This window comes from Cryobacterium sp. TMT2-4 (genome assembly GCF_004402575.1).
GTDB classification, from domain to species: Bacteria; Actinomycetota; Actinomycetes; order Actinomycetales; family Microbacteriaceae; genus Cryobacterium; species Cryobacterium sandaracinum.
The window spans coordinates 60078-73709 of sequence record NZ_SOGE01000038.1 but is presented as its reverse complement, the minus strand read 5'-3'; the positions used below and the strand labels follow the sequence as shown (position 1 = coordinate 73709).

The following is a 13632-nucleotide window of genomic DNA, read 5'->3' as shown; positions in this document are numbered from 1 at the left end:
TCTCGCGACAAAAGAAGGTGTCATCGCGTTTGGAGTCACACCCGGAACCTGTGGGCCCTCGCCGTGTCCGAGCTACCAGGACTTGGTGGCCAAGACCGTCGGCCTGAATCCCTCCGTCGTCGTGGTGGCGGCGGAGCGGGCCGGCACGAATGTGGATCTGCCTGAAGCAGTGGCAACCATCAATGCCGCACTTGCCGCCCTGCGCGTCGGAGTGCCCGATGCTACTCTGGTCGTAGTCGGCCCGGCGGCGCTCAACGGTATGGACGATAGTCGGGCAGCCGAATTGGACAGTGAGGTTCGCGCCGCCGCGGCGCGCGTCGGCGCCACGTACGTTAGTCTGCTCGAACCGAATGTTCTCGATCCATCGATGGTCGCAAGTGACGGTGTCAGTGTGAACGAAGCAGGTCATGCCGCAATTGCAGTTCGTGTGAAAACTGCGCTTTCGTGACGGAACCTGGACCCGGCGCAACCGTCGGGACGTCGGGGTCGGCAACGACTTTTCGCACCGTCCTCGGGGTCACCGTTCTCGGTGCAATCCTTGCCGCTGTCGTGCCGCTGGCTCTCCTGGTACAGGTGCCAGACGTCGGCAGAGGACAGGCGTGGATTCTGACTCTGATCCTCGTCGTGTGGGCGGGTCTGCGACTCGCCCTCATCATCGTTGTCGGCCGTCCGATGCTGTTCGACTTCTTCTTCTGGATGTTCGTCTACGTCTTCATGGGGATTGCTCCAACCGTCCAGATCCGAAGTGGTCTCATCTCGCGGACGACGCAAGGTATCGACGAGTCGCTCGAGCTCCCCACGGCCGCCTTGGTCTGTCTCGGCGTCGCCTGCTATGAAATCGGGCGATTGGGTGCCTACGGGCATGAGCGCAGCAAGCTGACGACCGGGATTCGAGAACGGGGGAGTGCCCCCGTTCGGGTGGTGACCCAGGTGCGAACCTGGCCGACCCTGGTGCTCGTCGGCGCGGGCATCGTACTCAGCTTGTATTTCATCTCCAGGGTCGGTGCGGGATCGCTTTTCGGTAGCAGGGATCAAGCCTTTGCCGCGCGTTCAGCGGCGTGGACGGATCCCGCGGTGCGCTCGATCATGTACGCCGGTGCTATCTATCCGTTGTTGGTGGGCATCGGTGCGCTCGTGCAGCTGAGGCGGAGGACGACGGGGCCGCTGTCGATGGCCTATCGCGGCCTGATCGTTGTCGGGATTGCACTCCTTCTCACCGTCGTGAATCCGGTCAGCAGTGCACGCTACAGCCTGGGCACTGTCCTCTTCGCCCTCGCCGTTTTCGCGGGAGCCCTGCTCACCGTCGCGCGTGTTCGAGCGACCCTGACTGCAGCACTCGTCGGATTGATTTTTCTGTTCCCTCTGGCGGATGCCTTCCGGCGCCCGGAAGTCAACTTGGTGCGCAACGGTTTCTTCGGGGAGTACGAGGGGAACCCTGACTATGACGCATTCTGGCAAGTCGCCAACGCATTTTCGTACGGTCTTGACGGGCTGATTGAGCCGGGGCGCCAGGCGCTCGGCAGTGTTCTCTTCTGGGTGCCCCGAGGCGTCTGGCCGGACAAGCCTGTGGACACGGGAATTCTGCTCGCCCAATATCGCGGCTACAGTTTTCAGAACCTCTCTGCCCCGCTCTGGGCGGAATTCCTGGTCAATGGAGGTATCAGCGTCCTTATCGTGGGTTTTCTCCTGCTGGGCTACTCCCTGCGTGTCATGGACAGTCGACTTCTCCCCGCGTTCAATGCCGCGGGCTATTGGGCCATTGTCGGCGCGATCTTTCCGGTCTATATGACAATTCTCTTGCGCGGTTCACTGCTCCAGGCGACGGGAGTGGTGGCGGTCGCGTTGGCGTGTCTGCTTTTCGTCCGACAGTCGGGCAGGCCCCCCGGAAGTGACTCGCTCAGCGGTACGAAGTGGCCAGAGCTTCAGCGATCGCCTGCATCCCGAACCGGTTCCGGCTAGCCAGCGCGCCGGCGCGGCCCATGCTGTGAGTCAGAACGTCGTCGCGTAGAACCGTTGCAACGGCGCCGACGAGAGCCTCGAGAGTGTCATCCACCACAATTCCGCATCCGATCTCAGTGACCGCCGGAGCGAGTCCGCAGCTATCCGTGATGACCACCGGCACGCCGAGTGACATGGCTTCGAGAACTGACATCGGATACGGTTCATCGATGGAAGGCAGAACGTATACGGCGGCCCGCGACAACCGTTCGTTGGTTGCACCCGGGGCCAGGGGTCCCTCCCAGGACAGTATGCCTTTACTATCGGCCGCGTCGATGAGGCGCTGTACCGCTGGCCCCTCTCCCTCATCGGGACCGACCAGGGTGAACGACACCGTCGGGAATTCATCAGCGAGTGCGAGCGCCATTTTCACGAAGAGCTGCGGGCGTTTCCGGCGGGCGAGTCGGGCTAGATAGAGAACTTCCGTGCCCGCAGCGGGACCGTTCGCGCTCCCCGGCGCCGGTACGCCATTGGCGAGATGCTTCAGATTGAGCGCCGTGCCCGCAACAACACTGAGATCATTCCGTTCCTGGTCGGTGAGGTAGAACACCACCTTCGCCCCCCTCAGAGCCGGTCGGGTGACGAACGCGTCCAGAGGAATCGCCAATGGACTGTCTGAAGGGTCGATCATTCCGTGAGTCTGCACCACGTACGGTATCCCGGCCTTGCGCAACCAGCGCGCCGCAGGGAGCGTGACGAGGTCACGGGCGGCATGAATGTGCACAACGTCGAACGAGCGCGCGGCCTGCTTGAGCCAGTGCTGCAGGGCGGGTGCGCACAGGCCGGCGAAACCGATACCTGGGATGATCGTTCGGGCGGGGAACAGACGGAGCGGCACCCCGTCGAATTCATGGGGGGCCGCTTCGCCGAATCCGCGGGCGCCGCCGGCTACCACTACGTCGTGGCCTGCTTCACGGAGGGCTTTGGCCTGGTTCAACGCGACGCGAACGGGACCTCCATACTCACCGTTGGGACTGACGAGCGTCACGATGGAGAGCACACGCATTCAGGTCTGGTCCCGGTCCTGTGAGAGTGCTGGTCGTTCCGCGCGCGGAGCTCGCAGAAGTGCCCGGGCGGGCACGGTCCCGGAGACGAGAGCCGTCGCGCCGATAACGCTGTCATGGCCGATCCGGCTTCCTCGGAGAACTGTTGCCCTGGCCGCGATCCAGGCGCCGTCTTCCACGATAATCGGCGCATTGTCGAATTCGAATGTCTGCGAGGTGCGGTCATGGCTGCCCGTGCACAGCATGACACCCTGGGAAATGCACACGTCACTGCCAATGATCACCGGCTCGAGATTCAGAATCCAGACCTCTTCACCGATCCACGAGTTGTCACCGACGACCAGTTTCCATGGCCAGTGGATGCGCACGCGATGGCGGATCAAAACATTGTCACCGATCGTGGCGCCGAAAAGCCGAAGGAGCGCCACGCGGAGACGGGGCGGGCACCACCACCGGACAACAACGAGTCCGGAGAGGAGAAGCCAGGCGATCTGCCAGAGCGAATTCCGCCCCCGTTCGTAGCCTGCGCCGGAGAATCCGGCCAGGTTCCGGCGAGGGAGACCTGACGGTTGGGCCATCGGTGGTCTCGCGTCGCTGACTGACATGACGGTCAGTGTACGCAGACAACCGATCAGCGGCTAGATATCCCGTTGAACCATGTTGCTGCTAGCTTGTTCGCATGCAACCCCGTCGAACTGAGCGTGGGCAGGCGAGATGAGGGTCCGATGAAGGCAGGTGCGCCGAGGGGTAGACGGCTGAGGCGCGTTCGCGCCAGCATGAACACCATCGTCGGATACTCGATTTCGATGGTGCTCCTGGCTGTCGTCTCGCTTGCGGTCATCCCCTCAATGGTCATGGCAAGCGGCGCGGCAGCGTGGGGAATGATTGCGGCAGGCCAGTCCATCGGCGGCGTGGGTGCGGTTATCGTGGCTTACGGCTGGGGTCTCTCCGGGCCGGCCTCCGTGGCGAGGGCAGACGCGAACATGCGACTCACCGCATATGCGGAGTCGGTTATCTGCAAGCTGCTGATCATTGTGCCCGTCGGCCTTCTTGTTTTTTCGGTGGCCTGGGGTGTCGGTCGCGACTACGCCATCTTCGCCGGAGTCGGTGCCCTGTCCACGGCGACCGTGGGACTGACCGCGAACTGGTGGTTCGTCGGTCTCATGCAACCGTACCGACTCTTGGTTTTCGAAACCGTCCCGCGGGTTCTCGGGACCGGCATCGGCATTTTCTACATGACTCACGGGTCGAGTGCTCTCGTGGGTGTGCTCTGGCAGCTGATCGGTATGGTGACGGCATTCATGGCCTCCACCATATGGATCCTGCAACCGTGGAGACTCCGTCGACTCCGGTCGCTTCCGCGCAGGCGGATAGGGATGGTGCTTTCTTCGCAGCGGCTGGGTGTCACCTCGACCGTGCTTTCCTCGCTGTATACCTCGACCCCGATTGTCATTGTGTCGTTGATCGCCCCGGGCGCGCAGCCGGTTTACGCCGTTGTCGAGAAGGTGCAGCGCCAGGTGATCGTGGGACTCGGCCCATTCGTCACGATCCTCCAGGGCTGGGTGCCCAAAGCTCGAAGGCAGGACCTCGTCCGCCGAGTCAGGACGGGGCTGGTCGCCGCCGTGGTGTTCGCGGTTGCGCTCGCCGGTCTCATGCTGGCCGTAGCCCCGGAACTGGTGCGTTGGCTCGGCGGCGGCCAGATCAAACCGTCCTTTGTCACCTTGATACTGATGGCGCTGATCACCGGAGTGAGCCTGATCGAGGCGGTCGTCAGCAAGGCCTGCCTGGCGGCATTGCGCAGACTCGATGTGGTGACCGGGGCGACGGCCATCGGGACTCTGGTCGGTCTACCCTGCGTCGCGATCGGAGCCGTGTCCTGGGGGGCAGAGGGGGCGCTCTGTGGTATCTTCGCTGGGCTTTCGCTCAGGCTTCTGCTTGAACTCATGGGCATGCGCCGCGCAATCGCCCAGCGCAGCGAGGATGCGCTCGACGTGACAATGGTTCCGGAAATCGGGGTGAGCGGCTCTTGAGTCAGATCAAAGACGCGATGAGGGCGCTGGCTTGGGCGCTGCCGGCGAGCACGGCTAAGAACCGGCTCCTTCGCTCGATCGGCCACGACATTCATCCGACCGCAATGGCGCGATCCTGTCTCGTCCTTCGGGTCACACAGGTCTCGATGGGAGCGAACAGCCGGATAGGCCGATGGAACCTGCTCAAGAACATGCGCCGGGTGTCAATCGGTGATCACGCAACCATCGGCCGCTTGAACGTTTTTTCATCCCACCCCGTGTACAAGCGGCTCTACCCGGACGGCGCGGCACTGGAAATGGGGCCTCATTCAAAAATTACGAGCCGGCATCAGTTCGATTGCTCCGGCTCCATAGTGATCGGCGAGTACTCCAGTGTCGCCGGGCACGAAACCAAGATTGTGACGCACAGCATCGACGTTCGACGAAATGCTCAGGCGGCATATCCGGTGCGAATTGGAGCCCGGAGTTTCGTCGGAGCGCGCTGTCTGCTCTTCGGCGGCGCTATCTTGCCGGATCGGTCGGTCCTGGCGGGAGGATCGGTGCTAACCCGTGCGAGATCGGGCGGGTTGCCCGGACTATGGGCGGGTGTTCCGGCCGCGCTCCGCGGGCCGATCGACGGTGAGTGGTTCGAGCGTTCGACCACGGGAACCAGTCGGGTCTTCATCCCGGCTACGGGAGAAACGGTGGAAGACGCGCTTTAGCCGCGGGCAGACAGTGCCCGGAACCATTTGCCGAGCAGTAACGCCATGATCAGCGCGTTGGCGGCCAAGAGAAGGCTGTAGACCACCACGAAAGCACCGGGCCAGCCAGTGAGGATGAAGCTGAGCGAGAGGATCCCGTAGTCGGCCGGCAGCAGAGCAATGGCCCTGGCTCTCGAGGGGCGACGAGCCCCGCCCTCGCCGATGGCCGAGGTCGTGGAGGTTGCGTTGGCTGAACGGCGCAGGAGCAGCTCAGTCAGCAGGCCACCCACGAAGGTGACAACGGACACGACCTGGAATGCGAGGGGCACGAGATACCAGATCGGCTCCGTGGACCAGAAGCGGTACGCCGTGATGAGGATCGCTGCGTGGACCGCGACGATCTTGCCGGCGTCCACGACGTGGTCGAGCCACTCGCCAGCGGGGGAACCGCGGCCGGTCAGGCGCGCGACCTGACCGTCTGCCGAATCCAGCGCAAAGCCGAGAACGAGGAGGACCGCAACGCCGACGGCTCGGATCGGGCTTGGTTCTCCGCTGATTAGGAGAACAAGACCCGCCCCGGTCGCAAGGGCCGACAGCCCGGTCACCTGATTGGGCGTCATCCTGAGCCCAAAACACACCGAGGCCAGCACGCGCCCCAACGGTCGATTGACGTATCGCGTGTACAGCGACACCCCGGTCTGTGCCTTCTGCGCACTCGCAAGCTGTGCGTGAGCTTCACGAAACTGTGTCATCACGGGCCATCCTCGGATTGATTGAGCGTGGGCAGCGTGCCCCGTCCTCGGCACATGTTAGCCCCTCGTCGGACGTCACTCCTCCGGGGCATTGCGGGTGTGGCGCACAGGGCGTACGTTTCCGCCGATCCCACTTTTCGCTAAACGCGAGCAATGCTTTCTTACCCAAAGCGCTCCAAGGCCGCGTGAGGCTGGATTCCATAGTTCATTCGCGGTCATCAGAGCTTTTCGGCGATGAGGCTGTTCACCCGAGGGATAGGTAGCTATGCGTAAGCTTGCCGCAATTTTCACGACCGTGGCTGTCGTGGCCGGACTCGTCATAGCGAGTCCCGTGCCACAACCGGCGTCGGCGCTCTCCGCCGGCGTCGCCTTCAGTGCGGACAACCTGTCGACCTGGCAGACGAACGGCGTTGTCTACGGAGTCGGCACGGTGCACGGAAAAGTCGTGGCGGGCGGAACATTTTCTGAGATCAGGCCGCCCAGCGGCGGTGCGGGAGTGCCGAGGAACCAGGGAACGCTTGCGATTTTCAACGCGGAGACAGGAGCCCCTGACAGCTGTCAGTTCGCCATGACCCTTAATGGGGCCACGCCGACCGTGCGGTCGGTGGTTGCCTCACCTGACGGCAACACCATCTACATCGGGGGCAATTTCTCCTCCGTCGGCGGGGTGAACGCCGCGCGGGTAGCCGCGATCGACCCGGTCGCCTGCACCGTCAAGCCGTTCCGGGTGGCGGGGGTGTCTTCCCTCGTCCGCGGCATGGCTGCCACCTCGTCCACCCTGTACCTGGCTGGGGAGTTCCAGACCGTCGGCGGCCAGGCGCGCAAGCGCTTTGCAGCGGTGGACGCGACGTCGGGCGCGCTTCTGCCCTGGGCCCCGGCGGCTGACACTGTCGGGCGGGCCGTGGCCGTCTCTCCCGACCGCAGCAGGGTAGCCATCGGTGGGGACTTTTTCACGGTCAATGACCAGGATTCCCACTCCATCGCGGTCGTCGATGCGACCACCGGCGCAAACGTGCGTAATTACCCTCTCGGCTTCATCCCGCGTACCTCGGTGACCAAGACCTTGTGGTCGGACGGCACGGCGTTCTACGGGGGCAACGAAGGAACGGGGGGCGGAGTCTTCGACGGTCGCTTCGCCGTCAATTGGAGCACACTCGACCAGACTTGGCGGGACAACTGCCTGGGCGCAACGCAGGCGGTGCTCGAATACCAGGGCACCCTGTATTCCGCGAGTCACGCGCACGACTGCTCATCGAACAACGCCTTTCCTGACGGGAGACGGATGTTTTTGATGGCACAGAACACCTCGGACGCGGCTTTGCTGGGCTGGTTCCCGACTTCCAATGACGGTACGGGCGAAGGAATCGGCCCGCGTGCTCTCACCATTGCCACCGGCGCCACAACGGGAAAGAAGTACCTCTGGTACGGCGGTGAGTTCACTGTCATCAACGGCGTAGTCCAACAGGGACTCACACGCTTCGGTCCGGATGACGTCGGTGCGCCGCCCACCCCGGTCGTTGCAGCCGAGGCGCTCACTTCGGGCGCCAATCAGATTCGCTTCCGCACCGTGGTCGACCCTGACGACAGTGCCTTGACGTACAACGTCTACCGGAACGGCGGAGCGACCCCAATCTGGACCGGCTCTGCCAGTTCCCTGTGGTGGACCCGTCCCCAGGTGACCGTCGTTGACACGAATGTCGCCGCGGGCACGAATTACACCTACCGGGTGACGGCGAATGACGGGGTCAACACCAGTCCGCTGTCGGCGTCAGTAGCAGCCCGCGCCGTCACCAAGGGGGTTGACTATCCCACTCAGGTGATCCAGGACGGAGCCAGGCTGTATTGGCGTCTGGATGAGGTTTCCGGTCCCTGGGCACAGGACAAGTCCGGTGCGACGGTCACCGGCCTGAACGGCCTATACAAGAACGGCGTCACCTACCGGGCGCCTGGCGCGATCGTCGGTGACACCAACACCTCCGCTACGTTCAATGGGACTGATGGCTACATCTGGAGCGACCAGCAGAAACCGGCACCCACCACTTACTCGATCGAAACCTGGATCAAGACGACATCCACCCAAGGGGGGAAGATCATCGGATTCGGGGATGGTCGGCCGAGCACCGGGACTGGCAACACGAACCTGAGCGGGAATTACGATAAACACATCTACATGGATAACCAGGGTCGCCTGACCTTCGGTGTCTACATCGGTCGCACCGAAACGATCAAGACGGCCTCGTCGTACAATGATGATAAGTGGCACCACATCGTGGCAACCCAGAGCGGGTCCGGGATGAAGTTGTTCGTGGACGGCGTCCGGGTGGGCCAGAACGCCACCAGCACCAGCCAGCAATACAGCGGTAACTGGCATGTCGGTGGCGACAACCTGAATGGCTGGCCCAGCCAGCCGTCTAGCGCTTTCTTCGGCGGCCAGATAGACGACACCGCGGTCTATGCATCCGCCCTGAGCGCCGCGCAGATCGCCCAGCACTACACTCTCGCTGGGGGAACCCTCGCCGTTCCGCCGACCCCGACAGACGCGTATGGAGCCAGGATCTACACGGACGAGCCTGATGTGTACTGGCGCCTCGACGAAACCTCTGGAAGCACGGCGAAAGACTCATCGTCCGACGCCCAGAGCGAAGGAGATTACGGCGCTGCAGTCCAGCTGCAGCAGCCGAAGGCGATCAAGGTCGGGACTGCCGTGCAGACCAGCGGAACTCAGGACGGCGGCATTGCGACCAAGACCGCACGCTCATCGGTCGCCCAGTTCTCCACGGAAGCTTGGTTCAAGACGGACACGGCATCCGGCGGGAAGATCGTCGGCTTTGAGAACGTCGCAACCGGGCAGGGTTCGAATTACGACAAGCAGATCTACATGACCAATTCCGGGAGCATCATCTTCGGCGTGTACGTCGGGGGCTTCCAACTCATCGAATCGCCGGCGGGATTCAACAACAACGCCTGGCATCACGTAGTGGGCACGCAGGGACCCGATGGGATGAAGCTCTACCTGGATGGCACAGAGGTCGGCTCGAACCCTACCAACTTCAACCAGGCGTTTGACGGCTACTGGCGTGCCGGTGGTGGCAACCTCAACAGCTGGCCCTCGCAGCCCGACAGTCCCTATTTTGCGGGCACGCTCGACGAGGTGGCGGTCTATCCGTCGGCCTTGAGCGCAGCGGCCGTCGCGGCTCACTACGAGCTGGGCTCCAACACCGCTCCCGATGCCATAGCGCCGAGCGTTCCCGCTGGCCTAACGTCAACCGTCTCGAACGGCGCCGTCGCGCTGGCATGGACTCCGTCAACGGACAATGTCGGTGTCACCGGCTATTCGGTGCACCGCGGGTCTGCATCCGGCTTCGTCGCTGACGCCACCAACAAGATCGCCGACGTGACAGATGCGTCATATACGGATCCGGGGCTCGCTGACGGAACGTACCATTACGTCGTGGTCGCCTACGACGCCAGAGGCAACGCAAGTCCGGCTTCCGCGTCGGTATCCGCGTCGGTGGCGACCGCCGACACTGACGTGCCGAGTGTTCCGACTGGTCTGACGGCGTCGGTGTCGGGGAGTTCGGTTTCGGTGGCCTGGACGGCGTCGACGGACAATGTCGCGGTGACGGGTTATTCGGTGTACCGGGGGTCTTCGGCTGAGTTCGTCGCTGATGCGTCGAGCAAAATCGCAGATGTTTCGGGTGCGTCGTATTCGGATCCCGGTCTGGCGTCGGGTGTTTACTTCTACAAGGTGATGGCGCGTGATGCTGCCGGCAATGTGAGTGCAGCCTCTGGTGCCGCGGAGGCGACGGTTCAGGCCGCCCCTGTGGGACCGGTGGTCCTTACGACCGGTGCCAGCGAAGACTCGACGACGTACCAGGTGCTTCCCACGACCAACTTCGGGTCCAATAGCCAGTTGTCGTCCCGGGGGGCGGGCACGTCGCTGATCGAGTCGTACCTAAAGTTTGCAGTCCCGGCTGCGCCGGTGGGCACTGTGCTCAGCGGGGCGACCCTGCGGATTCGAACCTCGACCGACTCGACCGCCGCCTCGGTGGATGCCCAGACATTTAAGCTGCTGAGTGGGAATTGGACGGAGGGCACGGTGAACTGGAACAACCGACCCACCGGTCTGGGACCGGACCTGGGGAGCCTCGCCGGCGCATCGGCAACGAACACGGCTTACTTGGTCACGCTCGATGCGGCGCAGCTGAGAACTCTCGCTGGTTCAACGGTGTCCGTCGCGCTGGTCAGTGCCGGCCCGGACAACCTCCGGCTGTGGTCGACCAACAGCACCAACGTCACCTATCGCCCGCTGCTCACCCTGACCTACACAGCGAGCTGAATGTCCAGCGGTACCGACGTGCAGAGCACGGCTGACATCAGCCGCGCTCCGTTCCTGCCGCCAATAAACCGAAGACAGTTCCTCCTGGCCGGCGCCTCAACACTGCTGCTGTCGGCTTGCCAAGCCACGCCCGCTCCCCCGGTCTCCGTACTCCCGACTGCTGCGGCACGATATGCAATCGGAGATCTCCTCGGAACGACACCGTTCTACATAGCTCACCGTGGCTCCGGAGACAACTGGGTCGAGCACAGCTTCGATTCGTACAGCCGCGTGATCGACAGCGGGGCCAAAGCGATCGAAGTCTCGGTCAGCGCCACCTCAGACGGCGTGTTGGTGTGCCATCACGATCTGACGACCAAGCGGATGACGGGTGTCGACCTCCCGATCGCGGAAGTCACCTGGGAGGAACTGTCGCAACTTCGCAGCGACGCGAGAGCCTGGCTCGGCCCTGCGGCAGAACGGGAGCCGCTGCCGTTGCTCGCCGACGTACTGGATGCCTTCGCCACAACGCACGTGATCTTTCTCGAAGACAAGCAAGGCACGAATACGGAAGCCCTGCTCAAGGTCATGGACAGCTACTCGCACTCCACGGAGCATTTCGTCTGGAAACAATGGGCAGGTGCAACGCAATACACACTGGTCGACGGGCACGGTTACACAACCTGGGGATACTTCACTCCGGAACTTTTCGAGCGTGCAAATGAACTTGCGCCTCGTTTCGATTTGCTCGGGGTGTCACACAGGGCGACGGATGCGCAGGTGGCCGTGTTGGTGGGCTTCGGCAAACCGGTTATCGCGTGGGAGGTGCACTATCGCTCGATGCGTGACCGGATGAGCGACCTCGGCGTGGCCGGGATGATGTGCTCTAATCTGCCCTACGTGACCGGGACGACCGCTGGGAGTCAGGGTGACGCCTTCGGAACCGGGCTGCGGGCCGCCGGCGACCTGCCCTGGACCATTGACGAGGGCACTCTGGTGCAGCCCCTGATCGACGCGGGCGCCGCATCCGTGGCACTGGACCACCGGGACGTGCAGAGCTACTTGATGGGCTCAATGTGCCCGGTGGGTCCCGGATCATACCGGATCACGTGCGAGCTCCGTTGGCCGGAATCGCTTCCAAGGGAGGAGCAGCACGCCGGGCTCGCCTTCGGTGCCGCCGACGACCGCCCTTATCGAGTCAGGGTGGCCAGCGATGTGTCCGGGTACCACATGATTCTCCGGGCGAACGGCTCCCTTGAATTATTCAGCCGGGTCGCGGGGACGACCGAGGGCACGCGATTGAGAGCGGTGCTGACCGCCCCACCACGGGCTTCGGAGTGGGTGCGTCTCCAGATCGAAGTCCTCGCAAACAGTATTCGGATCCTGCGACTTGACGGTGACGGCTGGTCGATGGACATCGATGATGCGAGCTACCGGGGAGGCTATTTCTGGCTATGCAAGAACTACCAGGATGGACCGCCGGTCGAATTCAGGTCAATCCTCGTCAGTTGATGTCCATTCGTTCCGGGCTGTCCATTTCCGCTTCACTTCGGTTCGATTGCATCCGTCGCCCCGGTCAGAATCGGCCTCGCCAACCGATTTCTCTCGACACCGCCGTCAACGGCTCCCTTCTCCAGAATTCGCCGAATCCGGCCGATTGCAGCGTCTGAGGACAGGAAGTCGGCCGAGAACTTCTGCCCGGCCGCCCCGTACGCGGCCGAAGACTCCGCATCGCCACCGAGCATCTCGGCCGCGTCCACAAGGTCGCCGGGGACCGCGGCGTTGATTCTGATTCCGCCGCCGGCCAACGCCAGCTCATCGGCGGTGACACTGGATTCATCAGTTGCCGCGATGACGGGTAACCCCGTGTTGAAGTACGTCGTGAGTTTGCTCGGTACGCACATTTCCGTCAAGCCAGGCCGCTCATTGACGAGCAGGATGTCTGCGGCTGAGAGGGTCGCCTGGAACGCTTCTTCGGGTAGGGGATCGATGAATTCGAGACGGCGGTTTCCGCCCATGGCTTCGAGTTGATGCCGCTTGTTTCCGTCGCCGAGGAGAACGAATCTCACTCTCGATCCCCGCTTCTCTGCGATCTCTGAAGCGTGGACAACGTTCTCGAGAGCCTGTTTGGCACCCATGTTCCCCGCGTGGAGAACGACGATATCATCCGATTTCCAGCCTCGAGTGGTGCGCACATCTTCCCGACGGTGGCCGTTCGGGTAGTCGGTGTGACACCAATTGCGAATGACCTCTACGGAGTCGGCGTCGATGGCCAGCTCCTCAACCAGATAGCGCTTGAACCGCTCGTGGATCACGACGACTGTGTTCGCACTGCGGAGGATGGACCGCTCGATCCCGCGGAGCAACCAGGTGGCCAGGCGGCCCCCTGTTCCACTCTCGGACACTCCGAGGCTATAAATGTCCTGCACCCAAATACAGGTGTTGGTATGGACCAGGCGCGCGCGCAGCATTGCCGCGCCCACGGAGAATAAGGCAGGTGTAACCAGCACGGCGACGTCGGGCTTGTCCCACTTGCTGAACACTGCCCGAATCCCGAAGCTGAGTTCCATACCCAGGCGGTTCCACAGACGCGGTTTCGACGGCACACCGTGAGGGGCCCTGGTGACATTGACACCTCTGATTCTTTCGTGCGCATGCTCGCGCCCGTGTACGCGGTTGTGGCCGTCGTAGCCGTCGTAGATCCGCCATTGCGGGTAATGCGGATTGCCGGTGATCACAGTGACCGGGTGACCGGTCGCGGCCAGTGCTTCCGAGAGCCCAGCGGTGTAGACGGCGATGCCGGTCGGCTCGGGGGAATAGTTGAGTCCAATGATGGTGACCCTCATCTGC

Annotated in this window: 10 protein-coding genes; 6 read left to right on the top strand and 4 right to left on the bottom strand. The window is 63.1% G+C overall.

What is annotated here, in order from left to right:
- The first annotated feature begins 85 nt into the window (after positions 1 to 85).
- Both E3O54_RS13520 and E3O54_RS13515 read left to right on the top strand, forming a co-directional pair.
- Positions 86 to 448: a hypothetical protein gene (locus E3O54_RS13520; RefSeq protein ID WP_104102512.1), complete on the top strand. Its 363-nt coding sequence runs from the start codon at positions 86 to 88 to the stop codon at positions 446 to 448.
- Positions 449 to 549: 101 nt separating this feature from the next.
- On the top strand, positions 550 to 1959 hold the full coding sequence (locus tag E3O54_RS13515) for a hypothetical protein (RefSeq protein WP_134401796.1): 1410 nt from the start codon (positions 550 to 552) through the stop codon (positions 1957 to 1959).
- On the opposite strand, the gene E3O54_RS13510 is transcribed toward E3O54_RS13515, so the two are convergent.
- A complete protein-coding gene (locus tag E3O54_RS13510; RefSeq protein ID WP_134401795.1) occupies positions 1898 to 3004 on the bottom strand; it encodes a glycosyltransferase in 1107 nt (368 codons plus the stop codon). The genes E3O54_RS13515 and E3O54_RS13510 overlap by 62 nt on opposite strands.
- Entirely contained in the window at positions 3005 to 3607 is a 603-nt protein-coding gene (locus tag E3O54_RS13505; RefSeq protein ID WP_233191495.1) for a putative colanic acid biosynthesis acetyltransferase, read from the bottom strand.
- 171 nt (positions 3608 to 3778) lie between these two features.
- On the opposite strand from E3O54_RS13505, the gene E3O54_RS13500 reads away from it, so the two are divergent.
- Complete coding sequence (locus E3O54_RS13500) at positions 3779 to 5032, top strand: hypothetical protein (protein ID WP_104102502.1); 1254 nt, start codon at positions 3779 to 3781, stop codon at positions 5030 to 5032.
- Positions 5029 to 5733 carry a DapH/DapD/GlmU-related protein gene (locus E3O54_RS13495; RefSeq protein WP_134401794.1) on the top strand — a complete coding sequence of 235 codons (705 nt, stop codon included), beginning with the start codon at positions 5029 to 5031 and terminating at the stop codon, positions 5731 to 5733. The genes E3O54_RS13500 and E3O54_RS13495 overlap by 4 nt, the downstream gene beginning before the upstream one ends.
- Here the strand turns inward: E3O54_RS13495 and E3O54_RS13490 are convergent.
- Entirely contained in the window at positions 5730 to 6332 is a 603-nt protein-coding gene (locus E3O54_RS13490) for a CDP-alcohol phosphatidyltransferase family protein (protein WP_241976903.1), read from the bottom strand. The genes E3O54_RS13495 and E3O54_RS13490 overlap by 4 nt on opposite strands.
- Positions 6333 to 6729: 397 nt before the next feature.
- Here E3O54_RS13490 and E3O54_RS13485 point away from each other — a divergent pair, with 397 nt between their 5' ends.
- Both E3O54_RS13485 and E3O54_RS13480 read left to right on the top strand, forming a co-directional pair.
- Positions 6730 to 10803, top strand: coding sequence for a LamG-like jellyroll fold domain-containing protein (locus tag E3O54_RS13485; protein ID WP_134401792.1), 4074 nt, complete (start codon positions 6730 to 6732; stop codon positions 10801 to 10803).
- Positions 10804 to 12294: a glycerophosphodiester phosphodiesterase family protein gene (locus E3O54_RS13480; RefSeq protein WP_134401791.1), complete on the top strand. Its 1491-nt coding sequence runs from the start codon at positions 10804 to 10806 to the stop codon at positions 12292 to 12294.
- Between the two features lie 32 nt (positions 12295 to 12326).
- Here E3O54_RS13480 and E3O54_RS13475 read toward each other — a convergent pair whose 3' ends face one another.
- Positions 12327 to 13628: a glycosyltransferase gene (locus E3O54_RS13475; protein WP_134401790.1), complete on the bottom strand. Its 1302-nt coding sequence runs from the start codon at positions 13626 to 13628 to the stop codon at positions 12327 to 12329.
- Positions 13629 to 13632: the final 4 nt, after the last annotated feature.